This window comes from Serratia sp. C2(1), assembly GCF_036352655.1.
In the GTDB taxonomy this organism is placed as follows: Bacteria; Pseudomonadota; Gammaproteobacteria; order Enterobacterales; family Enterobacteriaceae; genus Serratia; species Serratia inhibens.
This window is the reverse complement of the sequence record NZ_JAZFBA010000001.1, coordinates 2,046,099-2,069,128: the sequence shown is the minus strand read 5'-3', so window position 1 is coordinate 2,069,128 and position 23,030 is coordinate 2,046,099. Positions and strand designations below refer to the sequence as shown.

Below are 23,030 nucleotides of genomic sequence, written 5' to 3'. Positions count from 1 at the left end.
CGAAGCGGGTGGCTCTATCCGATAGTTATCGGGTTTAGTCGTTGAAGTACCAGTAACCGCTGTTGATCAGCGCGGTGAGTGTGGCCAGGAACGACGGATCGTCGATGGCGTCGCCCAGCATGGCGGCGTTAACGCTGAAATGCTGGCACAGCGCGTCGGCGGCTTGCAGATGTTCGGTATCAATCAGCTCGCCATTCACAAAGCAGCGGTCGCCAACGCGCAGTACGCGCAGGCCGCCCAGACGTTGCAAAGGCTCCCCCTGTTGCAGCAGCTCGTAGATTTCTCCGGCCTGATACGGCGGTTCCGGCGGCGCTGCGTCCAACTCGTGGCGAGTCTGAGAAATAAACTCACCGAACCAGTGCTGGAAATGTTCCGGTTGCTGAACCAGATCCAACATCATCTGGCGCAGGGCGTCGACTTCCTGCGGCAAGATCTGCGCCGGTTGGTCGCGCAACTGAATGTCCGGATCGCTGTAACGCTGGCTGCCCAGTTCGCGTGCCAGTACGTAATCGGCAAAGCCGCTGATCAACTCGCGGCCGCTCGGTGCGCGGAAGCCCACCGAGTAATTCAGCGCATTTTCCAGCGCGTAACCTTCATGCGGGAAGCCCGGCGGGATATACAGAATGTCGCCCGGCTCCATTTCTTCGTCGATAATGGCGTCGAAAGGTTCAACCTGCAGCAGATCAGGGTGCGGGCAGTGTTGCTTCATCGGCACCTTCTCGCCTACGCGCCAGCGGCGACGGCCGGTGCCCTGAATGATAAAGACGTCGTACTGATCGAGGTGCGGGCCAACGCCGCCGCCAGGGACCGAGAATGAAATCATCAGGTCGTCCATCCGCCAGTCCGGCAGTTGGCGGAACGGGCGCATCAGCGCGCTGGAAGGCTCATGCCAATGGTCCACCGCCTGTACCAACAGCGACCAATTATTCTCGCTCAGGTGGTCAAAGCTCTCGAAGGGACCGTGCGCAACCTGCCAGCGGCCGTCCTGGTGGCTGACCAGGCGGCTGTCCACTTCGTTTTCCATCGCCAGCCCGGCCAGCTCATCCGGGGAGATTGGATCGATAAAGTTTTTGAAGCCGCGCTTCAGAATCACCGGGCGCTTTTGCCAGTAACGTTGCAAAAAGTCGTTCCAGTCCAGATCTAATTGATAATCCATGTTCTATTCCAGCAGAAAGAAGTGAGCCTGAGTGCGATTATAACGGAAGTTTGGCCCCGTGGATCGGGGCCGGAACGACAGAATTTATTCGTGATGATGGGAATCGTGCTGGCGGGCGAAGGTGACCTGCATGCGCGCACCGCCAAGCGGGCTGTCGCTGATGCTGATGGTGCCGTCATACTGCTCGATGATCTCTGCCGCAACGGACAATCCCAACCCCTGGCCGGGGCGCAGGGTGTCTACGCGCTGACCACGCTGGAAGATCAATTCGCGTTTGCTTTCCGGAATGCCCGGTCCGTCGTCGTCGATCACGATGGTGAGGTTTTTATCGGAGTGAAGTGAGGTGATCTCAACGAACTCCAGGCAGTATTTGCAGGCGTTTTCCAATATGTTGCCCATCACCTCCATAAAGTCGTTCTTTTCCCCCATAAAGGTCACTTCCGGCGAAATATCCAGCGTGATCACCACGCCTTTACGCTGATACACCTTGTTGAGCGCCACGGTCAGGCTGTCCAGCAGCGCGGGTACGGAGTGGATCTCACGGGTCAGTACCGTTTGCCCCGAACTGATGCTGGCGCGATGCAGGTAATAGCCAATCTGCTGCGAGATGCGGCTGATTTGGTCCAGCATGATCGGTTCGACCTCTTCGATGGTGGTCTGTTTGCCGGTGCGTAGCGAGCGCAACGTGGTTTGCAGCACCGCCAGCGGCGTTTTCAGGCTGTGGGTCAGATCGGACAGCGTAGTGCGGTATTTGGTGTAACGCTGGCGCTCATTGCGCAGCAAAATGTTCAGATTGCGCACCAACCCGCGTAGCTCGCTGGGGGGATTTTCGTCGAGCTGCTCGCGTTCACCGTTCTCCAGCTCGCCGACCTGATTCACCAGCGCCTTGATCGGGCGCAGGCTCCAGTAAGCCGCCAGCCACAACAACGGCACTACCAACAGCAGGTTGGCCAGCAGCACATAACTGAACCATTCCCAGACCACGTCCGAACGTTGCAGCTCCTGCGGAATGGTATCGACCACCACAATGGTCAGCGCAGGCAGCCGCGAGGTTGCCGCGTAGGTGTTGACCGCCACGGAGTGCGTCAGCGCATTTTGGTCGTTGTCGTCATAGTTTTTCAGCTGATCCTGCGCTTTGGGGTTGTTGCCCAGCACTTCGCTACTGATGCGGGTATCGGTATCGATTTCGTAGAAGTCGGATTTCTCCAGCCACTCTTTGTTGATGCGCTTTTCCAGCTCCGGCAACTGGCGCTGGCTCCACAACAGATTGCCCTTGTCGTCGTAAATAAACACCAGGGTAGGGAAGTTGAGATCGAGGTCGGGCGGAATGGCGATAGTGAGCTTGTTGTCTTTCCATTGCGCCAGGCTGAAGAACAGGTTGCTTTCACCGCGCAGCAAGCGGAAGGCGGTCTTGTCGAAGCTGACGATATAGCCGACCACCGCCACCAGGCCGTAAGAGAGCGACAGCGCCAGGATCACCCCGGCGGTCGCCATCAAAAAGCGCGCGCGCAGCGAAAAAGGTTTTTTATCCTTGTTGAACATGATGTTCACTTCGCATCAAAACGATAGCCCTGGCCACGAACCGTGGTGATCACTTCCTGCGGATATTCAGCCTGCAACTTTTTGCGCAGGCGGCCCATCAGCACGTCGATGGTGTGGCTCTCGCGCAGTTCCGCATCCGGATACAGCTGCAGCATCAGCGAGTCTTTGCTGACGACTTTGCCGGCATTACGGATCAAGGTTTCGATAATGGTGTATTCGAACGCCGTCAATTTGATTTGCTGTTCCCCGACGCTCAGCTCGCGGCGCGACAGATCGATCTGGAACGGCGGCAAGACGATCACCTGGGAAGCCAGGCCGCTGTTGCGGCGCATCAACGCCTGCATGCGGGCGATCACTTCTTCCAGGTGGAAGGGTTTGGTGACGTAGTCGTCGGCGCCGGCTTCCAGCACCGCCACTTTGTCCTGCCAGCTTTCGCGTGCGGTCAGCACCAAAATGGGCAGCTTCATCTGGTGAGCGCGCCAGCGGCGGATCAGGCTCAGGCCATCTTCGCCCGGCAGGCCGAGATCGACAATCGCGATGTCTGGCGCATGTTCCTGCAGGAAATAGTCGGCTTCCTTGGCATCTTCCGCAGCATCGACTTGATGGCCCATCTCGCGCATCTGTACGGAAAGGTGGTGGCGCAGCAAACCGTTATCTTCAACAACCAATACTCGCATGGCGGACTCCTGTGGCTATGCGGGTGAACATCCTGTCACCCCGCTATAAAAGGTAACACGCTCTTCAGCGTGTGAGGGATAGCGTGCGGCTACCTTACCCATTGATCGTGAATGTTGACGTTATGGTAGGTAGAACCCGCTGTTACCGCAAGAGACGCAGAGCGTTGGCGGGAAATAAGCGCTATCGATTTTATGTACGCCGTCATTATCGGCAAGGGCTGATAAACGCCGGATAAACAATGGCGGAGCAAAGTTAAACCAAACTTAAACAGAGGAGGGGTGAAGGCGCGCTCTAAAGCGCAGGCAACTGCGTGATGCAAAGTGACGGGCGCAGAAGGCGCGCCCGGGAAGAACTACTGCCGAGCGGGTTTTACTGCGCTGTTTTTACGGATCTCCCGAACCTGCTCTGCGGTCACCGCCGGGGCATGATTACCCCAACTGTTGCGCACAAAACTGGCAACCTGGGCGACTTGTTCGTCGCTCAGCCGCCAGCCGAAGTCCGGCATGGTCAGCCCGGTGGGGGTGCTGACGGTCATCGGCGTGCGGGAGCCGTTGATAATAATGCTGATCAGCGAAGACGGGTCCTCGTTTAACAGCGCCGGGTTGTGCGCCAACTGCGGGAAGGTATCGCGATAACCCAGGCCATTGCTGCGGTGGCAGGCGGCGCAGTTATCCAGATAGGCTTGCGCGCCAGGCCGGCTGACATCGCCGCTAAACAGCGCTTTCGCCGTTTGGGCGTCGGCCTGCGGCGGCTTTTGCCGGTTGTCGCCCGACAGTGATTGCAGGTAGCCGGCGATCGCCTGCAAATCGGCGTCGCTCAGGTGCTGGGTGCTGTCCTGCACGACGTCCACCATTGAGCCAAAAGCGGCAAACCTTGGGGTGTGGCCGGTTTTCAGGAAACGGGTGATATCTTCCGTTCGCCAATTGCCCAACCCGCCGACCGGGTCTGCGCGCAGATTGGCGGCGTGCCAACCCTCCAGCGTGCCCCCGCTCAAATAGGCGCTGTCGCTCTGGGTGAGCGCTTTCTCCTGGAAACCGATGCCACGCGGCGTGTGGCAGGTGCCGCAGTGCCCCAGGCCCTGAACCAGATAGGCGCCGCGGTTCCATTCCGCGCTCTGTTTGGCATCCGGCCGGTAGCTGCCGTCCTCACGAAATGCCAGATTCCAGAGCGCCAGCGGCCAGCGCATATTCAGCGGCCAGGGAATATCGCTGTCCTTATTTTGCTGTGCTACCGGCTTAACCTGATGGGTGAAGTACAGATACAAATCGCGCACATCATCGTCGCTGATTTTGGCGAATGACGGGTAGGGCATGGCCGGATACAGCCGGGTGCCGTCGCGTGCCACGCCCTTGCGCAATGCGTCGCTGAACGCTTGCAGGCTGTATTCGCCGATGCCGGTCTGTTTGTCCGGCGTGATGTTGGTGGAGTAAATGGCGCCGATCGGGGTGGCCATTTTCAGGCCGCCGGCAAAGGGAACGCCGCCGGGAGCGGTATGGCAGGCGGCGCAGTCGCCCGCACGCGCCAGATATTCTCCGTGCTGGATCCTTTGCGCATCGTCGGCCGCCTGTGCCGCACCGGCATTCAGCATCAGCAGCGCTAACAGCGAGGGGATAAATCCTTTCATATAAGCTCCTTATGATGCCGTCAGGCCTGAACCAGCGGGCCGGGATTTTTCAGATACTGATTACGGATCGCCTCGGCCGAGTGGTAGGCCAGCGCGCCGACGATGCCGGTAGGGTTGTAGGCCAGATTCTGCGGGAAGGCACAGGCGCCGGTGACAAACACGTTTGGCACATCCCAGCACTGCAGATACTTATTCACCACGCTGGTGGCCGGGCTGTCGCCGATAATGGCGCCGCCGGTAGTGTGCGTCGATTGATAAGGCCGCACATCATAATGGTCACCGGTTTTCTTCACCGACACCGCCATCTGTTTGGGTTTCATGGCGCTGGCGATATCCGCCATTTTGCCGGTGATGTGCTGCGTCATTTTGATCTCATTTTGTTTCCAGTCGAAAGTCATGCGCAGCAGGGGCAGGCCGTAAGCGTCCTTGTAGGTTGGGTCCAGATCCAGGTAGCAATCGCGGTACGGCATCACCGAGCCTTCGGAGCCGATGCTCATCGAGTGCGGGTAGTTATCCTTGATGCCCTGTTTCCAGCCGCTGCCCCAACTGGGGGTGCCTGGCGGCAGCATCATTTGCTGAATCGGCCGCCCGCCGGAGCGGGTAGCGGAGATATAGGCGCCGCCGATAAAACCCAAATCGGCATGATCGAAGTTTTCACCGTTCAGATCGTCGATCACCATACCGGCCGCACCTGCGCCGATAAACGGATTGAAGTGGGTATCCTGGCCGTAAAACAGTGAAATACCGCTGTTCATCTGATAGGCGTAATTCTTGCCGACCACGCCTTCGCCGGTCACCGGATCGTAAGGTTTACCGATGCCGGAGAGCAGCAGCAGGCGAACGTTATGCAACTGGAAGGCGCTGAGGATCACCAGATCGGCCGGCTGTTCGATCTCTTGCCCTTGCGCGTTGATGTAAGTGACGCCGGTGGCTTTCTTGCCGCTGCTGTCCAGATTCACTTTGATCACCTGCGCCTGGGTGCGAAGTTCAAAGTTTTTACGTTTGGTCAGCACCGGCAGAATGGTGGTCTGCGGCGACGCCTTGGAGTACATAAAGCAACCGAAGCGCTCGCAATAGCCGCAAAAATTGCAGGGGCCGAGTTGGACGCCGTAAGTATTGGCGTAGGGCTCGGAGCAGTTGGCGGCAGGAACGGGGAACGGGTGGTAACCCAAAGATTCGGCGGCCTGGCCAAACAGCGAACCGGAGTAGAGCTGTTTTAGCGCCGGGGTAGGGTATTCGCTGCTGCGCGGCCCTTCGAACGGGTTGCCGCCCTTGATGATGTTGCCCTGCAGGTTACCGGCCTTGCCGGCGGTGCCGCAGACTTTTTCGAATTTATCGAAGTAAGGCTCCAACTCTTGGTAGCTGAGCGGATAATCCTGCAACGTCATGCCTTCCGGGATCCATTTGGCGCCGTATTTTTCATTAAGGGTGGTATGCAACTTTAAATCGGAAGGCAATGCACGCCAGTGCATGCCGTTCCAGTGGACGCCGGCGCCACCGACGCCGTTGCCGGGCAGAAATGAACCGAGCTGGCGATAGGGCACCGCGAAGTCGGCCGGCGTGTGGCGAACGGTTACGGTTTCATGCGCCATTTCCTGCGCCAGCTTCAGGCGGATACCGTAGGTCAGTTCGTCGGCAATACGCGGGTAGGCGAAGTCCGGATAGGTGTCACGCCGTTCGCCGCGTTCAAGCGCCAGCACGCTCAGGCCGCTTTCGGTCAACTCTATTCCCATTATGGCGCCGGTCCAGCCAAACCCGACGATCACCACGTCTACCGGCGGTTTTTTAATTGCGCTCATTTATGCATTCCTTTTGCTTGAGATACTGACCGGGCCGAGAGGATAAGGCTGATTGGGCCGGTTGACCCAATCGGTGTAATCCGCCCGTGCGCCGGGAAAACCGATCAGCTTCCATGAGGCCAATGTCTGGTTGCCGCCGTGAACCGGGTCGGCCAGATACCCTTCTTTGGTATTGGCCAGCAGTTGATTGAAAAACAGCGTGCCGGGCAGAGAATCGGAATCCAGCTGGCCGTGTTCCAGCGCCGTCAGCAGCTGTTCCTGTTCGGCGTGGCCGAGATCGGCAAAGGCTTTTTGGAACTGCCGCCGGCAGTGGGCATTAATCTCGCGAATGCCGGTTCGATAGGTTTCACGTGGCGTCAACTTGGACTGATAGCCCAACTCCGGCGCGGAAGGCACGAACGGCGGATGCATATACCACAGCCCACCGTGGCCGTAGGGGGTTTCCATTTGCCGGTCGATAAAAACCGGTACGTCCTGATCCACCGCGCCGGGGCCGTTAGCATCGCTCGGGATGAGCCGATCGCAGGCTGCCAGCAGAAAACGCCATTCGTCGTTATTGAAATAAACCGGCACATAGTGGGCAGAGACGCCGGCGGTGGGCGCGGCTTTCGCTTCCCGCGCCATCATGCCGCTACTCGTAGCGGCCAGCGGGATTAACGCCAGGGTCTTTTTTAGAAAGTTACGCCGAGGCGGCGTGGGGTTTTGCTGTTGCGACATAATTCCACCTTGAACATGTTTCACAGTAAATGCCCGCGCAGGCAATACGAGTCTGCACCGCCGCTATCCAGCAGCAGTAAACGGGCAAGGTCGGGTCATGAAAATGAGACCTGCCACATAATTAGCACGCTAATTATGTGGTTGTTTAAGTGTAGGGCTTGCGTCGCAAATGGAACAATAAATGATCTGTTTCAAAACATTTTATTTACAATGGATTTGATCCCGAACAATCCCCTGGCATGCCCGCGAAGGGGCTGAAATAAGGTAAAGTAGGGCAGTAAAACTGCCCCTTTCCTCTGACCGGAGCACCATGAAACACAGCCCCACCTCCCCAGACAACCTACTGGCTGCCTTTGCCCGGCATTTGCAACAGGGCATGACGCGCAAAGCTGCGCTGCATCTGACCATCAAACAGCAAGTGACGGCGGGGGAGCTGCAATATCTGGCGAAACTTCCTCCCAGCCGGGTGCTGGCTGCCCGGCTGGGAATTTCACGCGCCACCGTTGAGCAGACCTATGCCCAACTGGAAGCCGAAGGCTATATTGCCCGGGCGGTGGGGCGCGGCAGCTTTGTCAGTTATCAGCAAAGCACCCTGATTGGCCGCGAACTGTTGGCGGCGGACGATGCCGAAAACGCACTGTTGGCGGAGCGGGAACTGAGCGCGCATGGCCGCTCGTTGCTGGTGGCCGCCCATGTGCCGCATACCAGCCGCGCCAGTTCACTCACGCCGTCTCTGCCTGACCTGCGGCTGTTCCCGATAGATAGCTGGCTGCAGCTGGAAAGGCTGGCGGTACGGCAGTATGGCGAACGTCTGTTGGGCTATGCCGATCCCCAGGGATTGGTGGAACTGAGGGGCGAGATCATTGAGTATCTGCGGCGCGAACGGGGCGTTAAGGCCAATGTGGACCAGGTAATAGTGTCGACCAGTTCCCAACAGGCGCTGTCGCTGTGTACCCAGGTGTTGTTCAATCCTGGCGACAGGGTATTTGTCGAAGAGCCGGGGTATCAGGGGGCTAAAAAGCTGGTGCAGTCCGCGGGGATCATCGCCCAGCCTGTCGCGGTCGATCATGACGGAATGGATATTGACGCATTAATCGACGCGCGCCATCGCGGGCGGGGCGTGTATGTCACGCCATCTCATCATTATCCGCTGGGGCATTCGCTCAGCCTCGACAGAAGATTAAAATTGCTGGAATGGGCGCAGCAGCACAAGGCCTGGATTATTGAAGATGATTACGATTCCGAATTCAATTATGACGGGCTGACCAGGGCCTCGTTACAGGGGCTGGATAAATACCAACGCACGTTGTATATCGGCACCTTCAGCAAAACCTTGTTTCCGGGGCTGCGCATCGGTTTTATCATCGTTCCGCCACAGTTAATCAAACCTATGGTGGCCGCCAAACAATTCCAGGATGGTTATACCTCTGCGTTGCCGCAAATGACCCTGTTCCGCTTTTTAAATGGCGATTTTTATGCTGAACACTTAAGGAATATGCGCAAGCTGTATAAGGCCAGGCTCGATATTCTGCATGCGGCGGTCCATCAGCATCTTGCTGCCTGGACTCGGCCACCGCTGCCGCAGGGCGGGCTGCAATTGGTATGCCCGCTGGCGGATGCGGCTACCGAGCGGCGCTTGATTCGGGCCGCCGCCGCGCAGGGGATGAAAGTCTATGGGCTGGCGGATTTTTACACCGGCCAACCTCGGGAAGGGGCGCTGGTGTTTGGCTTCTCGGCCTACACACCGGATGAAATCGTCAAATTCATCAAAAAATTATCCTCTGTTTTCAGCGCGCTGCCGCAGGCCGATTAAAGGCGTTTATGTCGTCAAAATTGGTCTGCTCACTGTTATGAATTGGTCTGTATTCAGCCCGCAATGGCCGGTGTACCCTGTTGGCATTAGGTTATTTCTCTTGTGGAAATAATATCTTAAAACCAGAGAGGCACTATGCACCCAGTAAACAATGACGTTGTGGTACGCAAAATACAAAACGGCGATAAATCGCAGTGGTTGGATCTGTGGCAGGGATATCTTCATTTTTATCGTGCGGAAATTGCCGCGCAGGTCACCGAGCACACTTTTGAGCGCTTATGCTCGGATCAGCAGGTCTATGGGCTGGTGGCGGAAGACGCAAACGGCAATCTTCTGGGGTTGATGAACCTGATTTTCCATCCTTCAACCTGGAGCTCCGCCGGCTATTGCTATATTGAAGATCTCTACGTTTCCCCGGTGGCGCGCGGCAAGAAGGTGTCCGAGAAGTTATTTAAGCAGGCTTATCAGCTTGCCAATGAAAAGGGCAGCGATCGGGTTTACTGGATGACGCAGGAATATAACGCCCCGGCACGTTCGCTGTACGACAAAATAGGCAAAAGAAGTTCGTTTATCATCTATACCCGTTAATTACCGACTACGAGGGGTTGTATGGCGTTCAATCAATTCGGGCAGCCGGTGGGCGAGCCATTAACCGATTGGCGGGTGCCGCAACGGCCTGCCGGAGAGCCGCTTGACGGGCATTTTTGTTTTCTGAAAGCGCTTGATCCGCAGCGGGATCATGCTGCCCTGTTCAGCGCATTCCAACTGGCACCGGATGGCCGCGACTGGACCTATTTACCCAGCGAGCGGCCGGACAGCCCGGCGGCGATGTTGCAGCATCTGACTCAGCTTCAGGCTAATCCCGCGTTGGTGAACCTGACGGTGTTCGATAGCGCAAGCCAGGCACCGGTCGGCACCGTAGCTTATATGCGCATCGATGAAGGCAACGGCGTGCTGGAGATTGGCCACGTCAGTTGGTCGCCGGCGATGAAGCAACGCTCCAGCGCAACGGAAGCCATCTATCTGATGCTGCGGCACCTGTTCGATGATTTGGGTTATCGCCGCTGCGAATGGAAGTGCGACAGCCACAACGCGCCGTCCAGACAGGCGGCGGCAAGGTTCGGTTTCAATTACGAGGGCCGGTTCAGGTATGCGGTGATCACCAAGGGCCGTAGCCGCGATACCGACTGGTTCGCCATCACCTCGGATCGCTGGCCGGCCATTAAAGCCGCCTTCGAGCAGTGGTTAAGCCCCGACAACTTCAACGCGCAGGGGCAGCAGAAGCAGCGATTGCAGGCATTTATGCGTTGAGGCGCTAAAATACGAAAGGCGGCCATTTGGCCGCCTTTTTGCTTTCTGCCCAGACCGATTATTTCAGCTCGTCAACCATAGTGGCGGCGCGGCCAATGTAGTTAGCCGGGGTCATGGCTTTCAGGCGGGTTTTCTCTTCTTCCGGCAGCGCCAGACCCTCGATGAACGCCTGCATGCCGGCGGCATCCACGCGCTTGCCGCGGGTCAGTTCTTTCAGCTTCTCGTACGGCTTTTCGATGCCGTAACGGCGCATCACGGTCTGGATCGGCTCGGCCAGCACTTCCCAGTTGTGATCCAGCTCGTCCAGCAGGTGCGCCTGGTTGACTTCCAGCTTGCTGATGCCTTTCATGGTCGCCTGATAGGCGATCAACGCATAGCCCAGGCCCACGCCCAGATTACGCAGCACGGTGGAATCGGTCAGATCGCGCTGCCAGCGGGAAACCGGCAGTTTGCTGGCCAGGTGGCCCAGCACCGCGTTGGACAGGCCCAGGTTGCCTTCGGAGTTTTCGAAGTCGATCGGGTTGACCTTGTGCGGCATGGTGGAAGAGCCGATTTCACCGGCGATGGTCTTCTGCTTGAAGTGATTCAGGGCGATGTAACCCCAGATATCACGGTCGAAGTCGATCAGGATGGTGTTGAAGCGCGCCACGCAGTCGAACAGCTCGGCGATGTAGTCATGCGGCTCGATCTGCGTGGTGTACGGGTTCCAGGTGATGCCCAGCGAGGTGACGAAGGTTTCGCTGAACTGGTGCCAGTCCACTTCTGGGTAAGCGACGATGTGGGCGTTGTAGTTGCCGACCGCACCGTTGATTTTACCCATGATTTCGACGCGTTCCAGCTGACGGAACTGGCGTTCCATACGGTAGGCCACGTTGGCGAATTCTTTACCTACGGTCGACGGGGTCGCCGGCTGGCCGTGGGTGCGGGACAGCAAAGGAATGTCGCGATATTCCAGCGCCAGGCCCTTGATCGAATCGATGATTTTGCGCCAGTACGGCAGCACCACGTCCTGACGTGCGGTTTGCAGCATCAGCGCGTGGGACAGGTTGTTGATATCTTCTGAGGTGCAGGCAAAGTGGATGAACTCGGAGACCGCCTGCAGGGCAGGGACGGTTTCCACTTTTTCCTTCAGGAAATACTCAACCGCTTTCACGTCGTGGTTGGTGGTGCGTTCGATAGTCTTGATGCGCTGTGCGTCTTCTTCGCTGAATTCTGCGACGATCTTGTCGAGGAAAGCGTTTGCGTCGGCGTCAAAAGCGGGAACTTCCTTGATTTCTGCGCAGGCGGCCAGTTTTTGCAGCCAACGTACTTCAACCTGCACGCGGAATTTCAGCAGACCGTATTCGCTGAAAATGGTGCGCAGTGCGCTGACTTTATCACCGTAGCGTCCATCAACGGGTGAAACGGCGGTCAGTGAGGATAATTCCATCGGTAGCAACTCCTGGGATCGATTAACAATGAGCAACGATATTTTGCGCCTGTTTAAACAGACGATTACGAGAAAACATTAATTGCAGGCGGCTGCCGCCAACCTGCTGCCACAGCACGGCGGCACGGATGCCGGCCAGCAGTGTGGCGCGAACCTTGGCCTGCACCTGGGTGTTCTGCAGGATCGCCGGCGAACCTATCACCTGGATGCGCGGCCCGAGCGGGCTGACCACGTCGACATAAATGCCGGCCAGCGCGCTGATAATGGTGTCCGATTCCAAATCGAAATGCGCCAACTGGCGCTCAAGCTGGCCGAGGCGTTCGCCAAGCTGGTTCATCGCCTGTTTGTTGGCGTTGAGCTTGCGCTCCAGCACCATCAGGCTGATGGTGTAGCGGGTCAGTTCGGCACCTGGCCCCTTGTTATTGGCATTGAGTACGCCCATCAGCGTCTCGAGGCCCATTTTCAGGTTGCGCTCTTCGCCGCCGAACACCGCCAGCGTGGAAGGCGGATCCATTTGCAGCAGGCTGCTCAACGAGACATGCAAGGCGTCTTTATCGCATTGCCCTTCGTGCGCCAGCTGCTGGACCAGACGCGCCGACTGGCTGATGCCAGCCATCGCCAGCGTAATGTCATAATAATTCTTCGCCACGGTTACTCCTGTAAACGCTGTTCGATAATGCCGCCGCCGAGGCAGATTTCGTCCTGATAAAACACGGCTGACTGGCCTGGGGTGACGGCGGCGACCGGCTCGTCGAAACGCACTTCGATGCGCTGGTCATCCAGTGGCGTAACGGTGCACGGGATATCCTGCTGGCGGTAACGTGTTTTCACCGTACAGCGTACTGGCCCGCTCAGCGGCAGGCGATCGACCCAATGCAGCTGCTGCGCGATCAGGCCAGTGGACATCAGGCGCGGGTGATCATGCCCCTGAGCGACTACCAGTACGTTGTTGGCGACGTCTTTGTCTACCACGTACCACGGATCTTCGCTGCTGTCCTTCATGCCGCCGATGCCCAGCCCTTTGCGCTGGCCGAGGGTATGATACATCAGCCCCTGGTGCTCGCCGACGGTCTGGCCATCGACGCTGACGATAGGGCCTGGCTGCGCCGGCAGGTAGCGGCCGAGGAAATCACGGAATTTGCGCTCGCCGATAAAACAGATGCCGGTAGAGTCTTTTTTCTTGGCGGTAACCAGCTCCAGTTGCTCGGCGATGCGGCGCACCTCCGGCTTTTCCAGTTCACCGACCGGGAACAGGCTTTGCGCGACCTGCTCGTGGCTCAGGGTGTACAGGAAATAGCTCTGGTCTTTGTTGCCGTCGACGCCGCGCAGCAGGCGGCTTTTGCCGTCCACGTCCTGGCGGCGCACGTAGTGCCCGGTGGCGATAAAATCCGCCCCCAGATCTTCTGCGGCGAATTCCAGGAAGGCTTTGAATTTGATTTCTTTATTGCACAGGATGTCCGGGTTCGGCGTGCGGCCGGCCTTGTACTCTTCGAGGAACAGCTCAAAAACGTTGTCCCAGTACTCTGCCGCGAAGTTCACCGTATGCAGCTCGATGCCGAGTTTGTCGCATACTGCCTGCGCGTCGGCCAAATCGGTCGCTGCGGAGCAATATTCTTCGTCGTCGTCCTCTTCCCAGTTCTTCATAAACAGCCCAGCGACCTGATAGCCCTGCTGCTGTAACAAATAGGCAGTAACGGAAGAGTCGACGCCGCCGGACATACCGACGATTACTTTTTTCTGGCTGTTATCTGACATGGGAGTCTCACGAACTTGAACACGAACCGTGCGATAAAAAACAAGCGCAGGATTTTACCACGTTGGCCGCGCCGGCGCACGGCACTTATTCATCTCAGAACGGCCAGTTATAGCTGCTGACCAAGGAGAGCGGGTAGCGCTCCGGCTGCTGGTAACAGCGGAGGCTTTCCGCAACCAGTGCGGAACGCAGGTTAGGTGCTTGCAAAATCTCTTCGGCGCTCAGCCACAGGCAGCGATCGATATCGCTGTCTTGCGGTTCGGTGGGGAGGGGGTGCTCCAGCTCAATGACAAAGCAAAAACGCAAAAACGGCGTGTTGTCCGGGGCGATCCACTGGTGCAGCTTGAGGAACGACTGCGGCGTGGCGCGAATACCGGTTTCTTCCCACAGTTCGCGTTCGGCGGCTTGCACCAGGGTTTCATCGGCCTCCAGGTGGCCGGCCGGCTGATTCCATAACGCCTTATTGTTGATGGTCTCTTCGACGATCAGAAACTTCCCGGCGGCGTGAACCACGCAGGCAACGGTGACGTGCGGTTTAAACATAACGGCCCCTTACAGCGGCTGGTTGGTGTGCTGGCATACCCTTGGTTTTTCCCGCAGATGACTACAGCGAATCAAGGGTTTTCCATTCGCCAGGTTGCAATGCACCCAGGGAAAGCTCGCCCATACTGTAGCGAATCAGGCGCAGGGTAGGGAACCCGATATGCGCGGTCATGCGACGCACCTGGCGATTTCGGCCCTCGAACAGGGTGATTTTCAGCCAGGCGGTAGGGATCGCCTTGCGTTCGCGGATCGGCGGATTGCGCGGCCACAGCCATTGCGGCTCGCTGACCAACTCCACGCCGGCCGGCAGAGTGGGGCCGTCTTTGAGCGTCACGCCGCTGCGGAGCTGCGCCAGATCGGCTTCCTGTGGCGCACCTTCCACCTGGACGTAATACACTTTACCGGTGCGTTTGCCCGGCTGGGTGAGCTGCGCTTGCAGCTTGCCGTCATTGGTCAGCACCAATAACCCTTCGCTGTCGCGATCCAGCCGCCCGGCGGCGTATACATCGGGAAAAGGAATGTATTCTTTCAGCGTGGCGCGGCCGGCTTCATCGGTAAATTGGGGGAGCACATCGAAGGGCTTATTGAATAACACCACGCGGCGCGGGCCCTGTACTACCGCGGGTTTGGCGGCGTTCGGTCGGCTGAATCGTTTAACGTTGTGATTTTTAACAGGGAATTTTTTCATAACAGTTGAGATTACGGATGATAGGCGCATTATAACCGAATCCGTTTCGGATTGGCGCGGACTGAATATTCGAGTAGTATCTACACGCATCTTACAAAGCATTAACAAAAATTGCGCTTGAAGGAGAGGTTGATGGAAAGCAAAGTAGTTGTTCCGGCAGAAGGTAAACAGATTACGGTCGATGCCCAGGGTAAACTGGTTGTTCCGAATAACCCGATCATCCCGTTCATCGAAGGCGACGGCATTGGCGTTGACGTTACCCCTGCTATGATTCACGTGGTTGATGCGGCTGTGAAAAAGGCCTACCACGGCGAACGTAAAATCTCCTGGATGGAAATCTACACCGGTGAAAAATCCACTCACGTTTACGGGAAAGACGTGTGGCTGCCGGAAGAAACCCTGGATCTGATCCGTGACTACCGCGTTGCCATCAAAGGCCCGCTGACTACCCCGGTCGGTGGCGGTATTCGCTCCCTGAACGTGGCTCTGCGCCAGCAACTGGACCTGTACGTGTGTCTGCGTCCGGTGCGTTACTACCAGGGCACCCCTAGCCCGGTTAAACAGCCAGAGCTGACCGACATGGTGATCTTCCGCGAAAACGCCGAAGACATCTACGCGGGTATCGAATGGAAAGCCGGTTCTGCCGAAGCAGACAAAGTGATCAAGTTCCTGCGCGACGAAATGGGCGTGAAGAAAATCCGCTTCCCGGAACAATGCGGTATCGGCGTCAAGCCATGTTCCGAAGAAGGGACCAAGCGTCTGGTGCGTGCGGCGATCGAATACGCCATCACCAACGACCGTGACTCTGTGACCCTGGTTCACAAAGGCAACATCATGAAGTTCACCGAAGGTGCCTTCAAGGATTGGGGCTACGAACTGGCGCGCGAAGAGTTCGGCGGCGAACTGATCGACGGCGGCCCGTGGCTGAAAATCAAGAACCCGAACACCGGTAAAGAGATCGTGGTTAAAGACGTGATCGCCGACGCCTTCCTGCAGCAAATCCTGCTGCGCCCGGCGGAATACGACGTGATCGCCTGTATGAACCTGAACGGTGACTACATCTCCGACGCCCTGGCCGCACAGGTTGGCGGTATCGGTATCGCCCCTGGCGCCAACATCGGTTCCGATTGCGCGCTGTTCGAAGCGACCCACGGCACCGCACCTAAGTATGCCGGCCAGGACAAAGTGAACCCAGGTTCCATCATCCTGTCCGCAGAAATGATGCTGCGTCACATGGGCTGGTTCGAAGCGGCTGACCTGATCGTTAAGGGCATGGAAGGCGCCATCGCTGCCAAGACCGTGACCTATGACTTCGAACGCCTAATGGAAGGCGCTAAGCTGCTGAAATGTTCAGAGTTTGGCGACGCTATCGTTAAACACATGTAAGTTACTCCATTGTAGCTAATGTTAACGGGGGCGAGATGTCCCCGTACTTTTTCCCACCTAAAAAGTTCTTCTGCAAAACCTCTGCAAAACGGTATGAAAAATGACCGAATTTCACGCCCCAACAACTCTCCATTCTTTTCCTCGATCATCGTTGTATCGATCGGTTTGACGCTGGCTTTTATGCCCAAGTAAATCCCGAGTATTGATTTTTTTGCTCCCGGTATAAGCGTTCTGCCAGCGAACGAATTTCGTGAAAATTGGGTGGCGTGCCCTTGCTCCAAGATAACCCCGACAGCTCGCGAATTTCGTTATTTGCAAACTTCAAGGCAAACACCGGGGCTTTACCGGTGACCGTCGTTTTGATGGTTTTTGGTGAGGCAACCCAACGACTTGATCTGAATACCGGTACGTATACACCGCTGGGCGAGAGTGAGGGTGTCACCAACGAACTACGTTATTCATTATCCTATTGGTATTAATGGCATCGAATATTTTTTTCTGTCGTTGGCACAACTACCATTAATCACCGTTTTTAGCTGAGGCAACTATATATGCAGTTGCTTTTTTATTTGGAGAACATAATGGATCAGAAGTTTTTTCGTATTCTCTTTGCCAGCACCGGCGATAAACAACAAATTCCCGACGAGAAAAATGCGGAGGGTTTTGTCAGTTTTATCGAGGGTTGGGGAGAAGATTATCAAAAAGACCTGATGAGTGACGCCGACGCTAAAGCGGTAGAGCGTGACGCGATGAACAGTATCCTGAACGCCATTACGTTCGCCTTGCGTCAATATCAGACCGACGCCTTTCCGGAATGGATTATGCCAGCGAACAACGGCGGCACGGCTTATCAGTATGGCGCTGGCGTGGTGGTCCGCCACCGTCATAATGGGGCATTTGTCTCTTATGTTTCGCTGGCGGAGAACAACGCAACTGAACCGGGCACAAAAGATGCTAAATGGCAGGGTTTCATCTATCGCCGAGCATCACAGGATGAAGCTGATGCTGGTACTGACGATACGCTAATCATTACGCCGCCAACGTTGCAGCAGTCGATCAAGAATGCCATCAGCGACATAACGACTGAACTGGCGCCGTTCCTGTTGCCAGTAGGGGTTATTGTTCCATGGGGCAGCATGACACCGCCTGATGGATGGATTGAAGCCAATGGACAGGGATTTGATATAACCAAGAACCCCAAGTTACATGCTGTATTCCCATCGGGTAATGTTCCTGACTTGCGAGGGAAGTTTGTTCGTGGATGGGCGCATGGTTCAACAGCCGATCCTGATTTTGGCCGTGTCATTGGCAGCGATCAGGGCGATGGGTTTCCAGACCATGCTCACCTAGCAGGTATTGAGACGTACTACCGTTTTGATGTGCCTTCGTCGAATACGCGTAACAGTCTTGGTGATGAACAGATACGCCAATATTCTGCTCGAACAGGGCAGGTATCACCTTCGCTAGCGGTGAATTTAGCCCCTGAAACCAGGCCAAAGAATCTGGCATTGATGTACATAGTCAAAACGGATCAGGCAGACAATATAAAACCGGATCCCACGCCGACGAACATTATCGTAACGCCTTCCTCGCTGAACATTGGTGTTGGTGCGACACAGCAGTTTACCGCTCAGGTGCTGCCTGCTGATCTGGCTCCCAACTTCCCGGTGACATGGATAAGCACCAATACCGCAGCAGGGACTATTGACGTGAACGGGTTGTTTCGTGCGGTTGGTCCCGGCAATACGGACATTATCGCCAGCGTTAGCACTGGGCTCAGCGTACGCGTGACGGTGCGCGTGGACATCCTGCTGACCGCTATCGTACTGGCGGCCATTCCCGATCAGGTTGCAGGCAACACCTACGAACTGGTTGTGACGAAAACCCCGTCAAATGCCACGGAAACCCTCAGTTATGCATCAACTGACAGCGCTGTGGGAAGTGATGGGCAACTGATAGCTGCTGGAGAGGGAACGGCGACGATCAGTGTTACCGGGGATGTTTCAGGGAAAAGTGCCAGTAGGGTTGTGAAGGTAGCTGCTGCCCCGGTGGAGTCGGACTTTTTGGCAATCAAAAATAACCTATCCGAGATGGCAGACACCGGTGAAGCGGCACAAGCTGAGTCACAGAAAAACCTCGGGTTGGGCGAACTGGCGACGAAGGATGCAGTGACAGCAGAGGAAACAGGTGCCGTGCCTGTGGCCGATAAAACGCTACCCGTAGGCACCGACTTGAACAATGTCACTGAGCCGGGAGAGTACTTCCAGAACGTGACCAGCAATGCCACGTTGGCGCTGAATTATCCTGAGGCGGTGGCCGGCGCGCTGAAGGTATACCGTACTGGCGTGGATGAGGGGGCGAGTCGTCCGACCTACATGCCGTATAACTCAACGGTAGAATACCGACGTTACGCGTTTGGGGAGCCGAGAGTATTTTCTGATTGGAATGCGTATTGAGATAATTTTTTTGCAGAATTTTTTTCTGCGGCGGTTGGGGAGGAGCGGTGGCTAAATTCACAGAAAGATCGGCTACTTGCTCCCTCTTACTCCAAAACCTTTATTTTTTCACCCTCCCGACACCTGCATCCCTACCTTATCGCTTGGTTTTGTAGAAAAATTAAAGTCTCCCCCCCACCTGATTTTGTTGGTCTTTCCAGAGGAAAAATCTAAATAAAGATTTTTTACGATCTGAAATTCTTAATTTTGCAGAAAAACACTAAATGGTTTTCACGAGATTACCCACTGGTTACCATTTTCCCCACAGTCACCCCAGAGATTTTTCGATAGCGTTGTATCTGGATGTCGTTTTACGGAATGGAACAACGACACTCGCTATATCGCTGATATTCAAACGGATACAACGGCTTAATTTAACACACCCTTTGCCGTGGGTGGGGTTTAATTTGCCCAGATGATACCGATATTGACTGGTTTGAATATGGAACGAGCGAAGGTCGGATTCTCTGTCGCGGGACTGCCAAAGTGCCACGGGCGCTAAAACATCATCGTGCACGTTGCCTGCGGCTTTAGGCGCATCTCGTCACTAACTCAAATGGTAGTGTGGGTGCGGGCTTATAGGGCACGGAGAAATAACGGGCGAGTACTGCGCCGGAACGGGTAGTTCCTGCTAACAAGCCCCCTAACTACATGTGGATAGACCAAATATGAAACAGTGGATCGTCGCCGTATTGACTGCCGTTCTTGCCGCCCCCGCCATGGGGGATCCTTACCCAGTCGCAACATCGATTTCGGTTGAAAGGTTGGGTAGTTCATTCCAATTCGATGTCAGTTGGGCCTTGATGGACCTCCCTGATGCCGTTCGGACCAGCAATGTCGGTGGGACCCGTAGACCGGTAGTGCTCTTCTACGCCCCCAATAACATAGGTACCCTAACGGGGTACAGAATTGGTGGTGGCGTTTCGCTACCTGGCGTGGAGCCTGCGTCCACCATGTCTTACGCTGGTGTTGCACTCTATAATAAGGGTATTAACGTCGCTGGGTGGAGTGGTTCGAGTAGTGTTATTCCTACCGGCGCATGCATCGGCATCGCGTTCACCCGAACGAATAGCGGGAATGCTGTATCCCTGTCGCAGCTCGATCGCCCAGCGGGGTCATGTACGTCCGTTCCACCCGTAAACGAAACCTGTACCGTTACCTCGCCGTCTGTAACCCTGGACCACGGCACCCTAGAGCAGGGATATACTACTTCTACTGCAAAAGAGCAGGTGCAAGTTAATTGCACTATCACTACCGCCGCCCGTATTAGCTTCCCGGCCCTTGGTCGTGTCACCATGAGTAATGGGGCTGTTGCACAACTGACGTCGAATGGGAGCGGGGTCCTGGCTGCTGGACAAAACGTGGTGGAAATCGAAAGTACTCTTTCTATCACACCGACAACGCCCGCAGGACCATCTTACGGGAGCTCAGTCGCGTATATCGAATACCTTTAAACGTTTCTTAGCGGTTAACGATGTTATTATTGGAAAATCGTATACCACTAGTGACATCGTTAACCAAAAAAAGCGTATCACTGTGGCCTCACCATCCGTTCATCAGCACGCTGGTACGCCCAAAGCGCTTCGCTCCACGCAGTTGGCAGTTGGCTTCTGGGTAGATTTTTCGAAAATTCCTTTCGAATATTTTCCGAACATCCCTAGAAAAAATGATATGTGTTTGATTGTTTTGACGTGTTTTAGCATGCTTTCTTGAGTGTGCTTTAATCGATTTTTGTTTTAACCATATGATATTTAATGAATTAAATAATATGGTGCGGGAAAAGGCATCGTATTCGGTCTTTTTTGTTTATTATAGAATTCAGTTGGTTATCTCGTCTCTTCCGAAACTCTCCGGATTTCCATATCCGGTCTTTTCCGTTATTACAGCAAGGTAAAATACTTTTTCACGCACATCCAAGTACTTTTCAGTCACCTCTGGCGCATATTTCCTATTTCCAGAACGTGACCAGCAATGCCACGTTGGCGCTGAATTATCCTGAGGCAGTGGCTGGTGCATTGATGGTATTCCGCACCGGGGTAGATGAGGGGGCCTGTCGTCAGGTGTTTATGCCCTATAATTCAGCGGTTGAGTACCGGCGTTATGCATTCGGCAATCCGCTCGTGTTCTCTGCCTGGAAGGCGTATTGATTAGTGATGGCCGGCGAGTGCCGGCCTAATACAGCCAGCGGCCAGCCTTGGCTGATTCAGCAAACATTCTGACGGTTAGCGGCTTTTTTGACTGCTTGACGGGACTTACTATGAACCATTTACGGAAAAACCATGGTATTTCCCATGGATAATAATCTTCGATATTTAATTCTGAAACATCAATATCGAATTGAGTGGAATATTTATCTATTACTAATGCTAAATCCTCGACCTCTGAAAATTCTTGCAGGATATCGTCTGGTTGAAGTAGAACAGGTTTAAGCCACAAAGTAGTGACTTTGGGTAGCTGTTCCCGAAAGAACATTAAAACATCTTCGTCGGTTACCATATTTTATCGCTTCCTCTGGCTATCCGATTGTAAGTAGTTGTAGCTTTAAATGCGATAGAAGACACATCGTATGCAAGAATTACCCACCCGAGTACTGGAACAGTGCGGCCAACAAATGCTCCCAGGTTATTCACAAATTTTGGTTTCAAGGTTTTGATACTGGCGTTGGTGAACGTAGGGAGTCGAAAAGGGAGCTCGATGTTTAAATAGCGTCGAGCTGTTTCCGAAGCTATGGATGTGCCTTTAGTCGCTCCAGCGAATTTACCTCTTGTGGGGCGGGTTGGCTGCCCCAGAATGATGCTGGCTGCAGCTACAATATCGGAAGCCCCAAACTGCTCATTTACGGCGTCAAGGAAAACCCAAAAGAAAAGTTCTCCCGCTGAAACATTTGAAACGCCTCTATAAAAATACGTCCCGCCTAATTCCTCAACCGTATCCATAACTTTTCCTTGTCATTTTAGTTGTTGCCTAACATACCAACTGAAGCGAAACATTTCTATGCTGGATGCTGATTTGGGAAAATTGCCTGGTTTTTGTTCTGAGGTGTGTTGCGGGATGCTGCCGCTTTGGTTCGAGAGAAAAATAACGGTGGCCGATCATCATTTTGTGCCGGTTGATTGCTTTGACTCTGGGGCAGTTCGTTCTGCAAAACTCAACTGAAACCACCATGAATAAAGGTGCGTTAGACACGATTCACTTGATATTCCAAAATCTAAAATTATGACATTTGTTTATATAATTCAGTATGTTAATTTTTGCATGGTATGTGCTGCTGCGTCACATGGGCTGGTTCGAAGCGGCTGACCTGATCGTTAAAGGCATGGAAGGCGCTAAACTGCTGAAATGTTCAGAGTTTGGCGACGCTATCGTTAAGCACATGTAAGTGTGTTTTAGTGTTTGAATAAGAACGGGAGCCTTGTTGCTCCCGTTTTTTACTTAGATTGCAGCGATTATCAAAATTACAGGGCTGAGCTTATGCTTGGCCTTTATCGTATCGTTTTAGCCCCAGTAACCACAACGCAAACACATCCTGTCTCTGAGCGAACCGACCATTGGTGCGGTGATTTTTCACAAAACAAGGTTAGTTGAAAAATCCGATATTTTTATATTACGTGGATTTTTACATAAATATTTAATATACGAATTAGCATATAAGCGTGAAATAAAGTGTGATAAGGCTATTCTAAAGTTGTTGTGCGCGCAACGAAAGATCAATTTATGAACTTACGCATAAGGAAACATGCTATGAAAAATTTGTCGATTTTAGTTGTTCTATCTTCATGCCTCTTACTTCCCTTAACCGCATCTGCGGCGGCTGGCACGTGCTACAGCGCGAAGAACTGCTCCGGTAAAGTGTTAAGCCATCGAGATGCACATAACTGCAAGGTCAAGGATAAGGGTAAGTCTTGGCGCAGTGATATCACAAATCAATGTTCTAATCTGTAATCCACCCAGTAATGCAACACAGCGGCATTCACCATTGAAAAATCGATTACACATCGCGTAATCACAGGCTGCACCCCGGTGTGGCCTTTTTGCATTTCAGCCCCAACGCATATCCTACGCACACCTGTCAGAACGGGTATCGCCGGAAACGCGC

At 54.8% G+C, this 23,030-nt stretch carries 18 protein-coding genes and 2 pseudogenes; 6 read left to right on the top strand and 14 right to left on the bottom strand.

The annotated features are described in order from the left end of the window. Positions 1 to 34: 34 nt before the first annotated feature. From V2S86_RS09645 to V2S86_RS09620, 6 genes are all read right to left on the bottom strand, one after another. Entirely contained in the window at positions 35 to 1,156 is a 1,122-nt protein-coding gene (locus V2S86_RS09645; protein ID WP_330762229.1) for a ribosomal protein uL16 3-hydroxylase, read from the bottom strand. 84 nt (positions 1,157 to 1,240) lie between these two features. Beyond that, a complete protein-coding gene (gene phoQ, locus V2S86_RS09640; protein ID WP_330762228.1) occupies positions 1,241 to 2,698 on the bottom strand; it encodes a two-component system sensor histidine kinase PhoQ in 1,458 nt (485 codons plus the stop codon). A gap of 5 nt (positions 2,699 to 2,703) precedes the next feature. Then, positions 2,704 to 3,375 (bottom strand): two-component system response regulator PhoP, encoded by a 672-nt coding sequence (phoP, locus tag V2S86_RS09635; protein ID WP_004943295.1) that lies wholly within the window; start codon positions 3,373 to 3,375, stop codon positions 2,704 to 2,706. A gap of 353 nt (positions 3,376 to 3,728) precedes the next feature. Next, a complete protein-coding gene (locus tag V2S86_RS09630; protein ID WP_330762227.1) occupies positions 3,729 to 5,000 on the bottom strand; it encodes a c-type cytochrome in 1,272 nt (423 codons plus the stop codon). Positions 5,001 to 5,020: 20 nt separating this feature from the next. Then, a complete protein-coding gene (locus V2S86_RS09625; protein WP_330762226.1) occupies positions 5,021 to 6,799 on the bottom strand; it encodes a GMC family oxidoreductase in 1,779 nt (592 codons plus the stop codon). Further along, positions 6,800 to 7,516: a gluconate 2-dehydrogenase subunit 3 family protein gene (locus V2S86_RS09620; RefSeq protein ID WP_330762225.1), complete on the bottom strand. Its 717-nt coding sequence runs from the start codon at positions 7,514 to 7,516 to the stop codon at positions 6,800 to 6,802. Between the two features lie 310 nt (positions 7,517 to 7,826). Between V2S86_RS09620 and pdxR the strand changes: the two genes are divergently transcribed. The 3 genes from pdxR to V2S86_RS09605 all read left to right on the top strand — a co-directional run bounded on the left by pdxR (position 7,827) and on the right by V2S86_RS09605 (position 10,640). Further along, on the top strand, positions 7,827 to 9,329 hold the full coding sequence (gene pdxR, locus V2S86_RS09615) for a MocR-like pyridoxine biosynthesis transcription factor PdxR (RefSeq protein ID WP_330762224.1): 1,503 nt from the start codon (positions 7,827 to 7,829) through the stop codon (positions 9,327 to 9,329). Between the two features lie 135 nt (positions 9,330 to 9,464). Next, positions 9,465 to 9,917: a GNAT family N-acetyltransferase gene (locus V2S86_RS09610; RefSeq protein ID WP_311993013.1), complete on the top strand. Its 453-nt coding sequence runs from the start codon at positions 9,465 to 9,467 to the stop codon at positions 9,915 to 9,917. A gap of 21 nt (positions 9,918 to 9,938) precedes the next feature. After that, positions 9,939 to 10,640: a GNAT family N-acetyltransferase gene (locus V2S86_RS09605; protein WP_330762223.1), complete on the top strand. Its 702-nt coding sequence runs from the start codon at positions 9,939 to 9,941 to the stop codon at positions 10,638 to 10,640. 58 nt (positions 10,641 to 10,698) lie between these two features. On the opposite strand, the gene purB is transcribed toward V2S86_RS09605, so the two are convergent. The 5 genes from purB to rluE form a co-directional block, all read right to left on the bottom strand. Next, a complete protein-coding gene (gene purB / locus V2S86_RS09600) occupies positions 10,699 to 12,069 on the bottom strand; it encodes an adenylosuccinate lyase (RefSeq protein WP_330762222.1) in 1,371 nt (456 codons plus the stop codon). Between the two features lie 22 nt (positions 12,070 to 12,091). Further along, a complete protein-coding gene (gene hflD / locus V2S86_RS09595; RefSeq protein WP_311993011.1) occupies positions 12,092 to 12,718 on the bottom strand; it encodes a high frequency lysogenization protein HflD in 627 nt (208 codons plus the stop codon). A 2-nt stretch (positions 12,719 to 12,720) separates the two neighbouring features. Then, the gene (mnmA, locus tag V2S86_RS09590) at positions 12,721 to 13,824 is read right to left on the bottom strand and encodes a tRNA 2-thiouridine(34) synthase MnmA (protein WP_330762221.1); all 1,104 of its coding nucleotides are present in this window, start codon (positions 13,822 to 13,824) and stop codon (positions 12,721 to 12,723) included. A 94-nt stretch (positions 13,825 to 13,918) separates the two neighbouring features. Beyond that, entirely contained in the window at positions 13,919 to 14,365 is a 447-nt protein-coding gene (locus tag V2S86_RS09585) for an NUDIX hydrolase (protein WP_311993010.1), read from the bottom strand. Positions 14,366 to 14,426: 61 nt separating this feature from the next. Continuing rightward, positions 14,427 to 15,053 carry a 23S rRNA pseudouridine(2457) synthase RluE gene (gene rluE, locus V2S86_RS09580; RefSeq protein WP_330762220.1) on the bottom strand — a complete coding sequence of 209 codons (627 nt, stop codon included), beginning with the start codon at positions 15,051 to 15,053 and terminating at the stop codon, positions 14,427 to 14,429. 132 nt (positions 15,054 to 15,185) lie between these two features. Between rluE and icd the strand changes: the two genes are divergently transcribed. After that, a complete protein-coding gene (gene icd, locus V2S86_RS09575; RefSeq protein ID WP_004943319.1) occupies positions 15,186 to 16,439 on the top strand; it encodes an NADP-dependent isocitrate dehydrogenase in 1,254 nt (417 codons plus the stop codon). Between the two features lie 111 nt (positions 16,440 to 16,550). On the opposite strand, the pseudogene V2S86_RS09570 reads toward icd, so the two are convergent. Continuing rightward, a pseudogene (locus V2S86_RS09570) lies at positions 16,551 to 16,740 on the bottom strand (integrase); the annotation flags it as partial. Positions 16,741 to 16,990: 250 nt separating this feature from the next. Here V2S86_RS09570 and V2S86_RS09565 point away from each other — a divergent pair. Beyond that, a complete protein-coding gene (locus tag V2S86_RS09565; protein ID WP_330762219.1) occupies positions 16,991 to 18,895 on the top strand; it encodes an Ig-like domain-containing protein in 1,905 nt (634 codons plus the stop codon). Positions 18,896 to 21,106: 2,211 nt separating this feature from the next. Here the strand turns inward: V2S86_RS09565 and V2S86_RS09560 are convergent. Further along, positions 21,107 to 21,430: a DUF1493 family protein gene (locus tag V2S86_RS09560; protein ID WP_330762218.1), complete on the bottom strand. Its 324-nt coding sequence runs from the start codon at positions 21,428 to 21,430 to the stop codon at positions 21,107 to 21,109. Continuing rightward, positions 21,424 to 21,870: an STM2901 family protein gene (locus V2S86_RS09555; protein WP_330762217.1), complete on the bottom strand. Its 447-nt coding sequence runs from the start codon at positions 21,868 to 21,870 to the stop codon at positions 21,424 to 21,426. Before V2S86_RS09555 ends, V2S86_RS09560 begins: the two co-directional genes overlap by 7 nt. A gap of 308 nt (positions 21,871 to 22,178) precedes the next feature. On the opposite strand from V2S86_RS09555, the pseudogene V2S86_RS09550 reads away from it, so the two are divergent. Then, a pseudogene (locus tag V2S86_RS09550) lies at positions 22,179 to 22,313 on the top strand (NADP-dependent isocitrate dehydrogenase); the annotation flags it as partial. Positions 22,314 to 23,030 lie beyond the last annotated feature (717 nt).

What these genes read in the sequence shown, in the direction of transcription:
- V2S86_RS09645 (WP_330762229.1), bottom strand. Translation starts at nt 1,156, where the DNA reads ATGGATTATCAATTAGATCTGGACTGGAACGACTTTTTGCAACGTTAC.
- phoQ (WP_330762228.1), bottom strand. Translation starts at nt 2,698, where the DNA reads ATGTTCAACAAGGATAAAAAACCTTTTTCGCTGCGCGCGCGCTTTTTG.
- phoP (WP_004943295.1), bottom strand. Translation starts at nt 3,375, where the DNA reads ATGCGAGTATTGGTTGTTGAAGATAACGGTTTGCTGCGCCACCACCTT.
- V2S86_RS09630 (WP_330762227.1), bottom strand. Translation starts at nt 5,000, where the DNA reads ATGAAAGGATTTATCCCCTCGCTGTTAGCGCTGCTGATGCTGAATGCC.
- V2S86_RS09625 (WP_330762226.1), bottom strand. Translation starts at nt 6,799, where the DNA reads ATGAGCGCAATTAAAAAACCGCCGGTAGACGTGGTGATCGTCGGGTTT.
- V2S86_RS09620 (WP_330762225.1), bottom strand. Translation starts at nt 7,516, where the DNA reads ATGTCGCAACAGCAAAACCCCACGCCGCCTCGGCGTAACTTTCTAAAA.
- pdxR (WP_330762224.1), top strand. Translation starts at nt 7,827, where the DNA reads ATGAAACACAGCCCCACCTCCCCAGACAACCTACTGGCTGCCTTTGCC.
- V2S86_RS09610 (WP_311993013.1), top strand. Translation starts at nt 9,465, where the DNA reads ATGCACCCAGTAAACAATGACGTTGTGGTACGCAAAATACAAAACGGC.
- V2S86_RS09605 (WP_330762223.1), top strand. Translation starts at nt 9,939, where the DNA reads ATGGCGTTCAATCAATTCGGGCAGCCGGTGGGCGAGCCATTAACCGAT.
- purB (WP_330762222.1), bottom strand. Translation starts at nt 12,069, where the DNA reads ATGGAATTATCCTCACTGACCGCCGTTTCACCCGTTGATGGACGCTAC.
- mnmA (WP_330762221.1), bottom strand. Translation starts at nt 13,824, where the DNA reads ATGTCAGATAACAGCCAGAAAAAAGTAATCGTCGGTATGTCCGGCGGC.
- V2S86_RS09585 (WP_311993010.1), bottom strand. Translation starts at nt 14,365, where the DNA reads ATGTTTAAACCGCACGTCACCGTTGCCTGCGTGGTTCACGCCGCCGGG.
- rluE (WP_330762220.1), bottom strand. Translation starts at nt 15,053, where the DNA reads ATGAAAAAATTCCCTGTTAAAAATCACAACGTTAAACGATTCAGCCGA.
- icd (WP_004943319.1), top strand. Translation starts at nt 15,186, where the DNA reads ATGGAAAGCAAAGTAGTTGTTCCGGCAGAAGGTAAACAGATTACGGTC.
- V2S86_RS09565 (WP_330762219.1), top strand. Translation starts at nt 16,991, where the DNA reads ATGCAGTTGCTTTTTTATTTGGAGAACATAATGGATCAGAAGTTTTTT.
- V2S86_RS09560 (WP_330762218.1), bottom strand. Translation starts at nt 21,430, where the DNA reads ATGGTAACCGACGAAGATGTTTTAATGTTCTTTCGGGAACAGCTACCC.
- V2S86_RS09555 (WP_330762217.1), bottom strand. Translation starts at nt 21,870, where the DNA reads ATGGATACGGTTGAGGAATTAGGCGGGACGTATTTTTATAGAGGCGTT.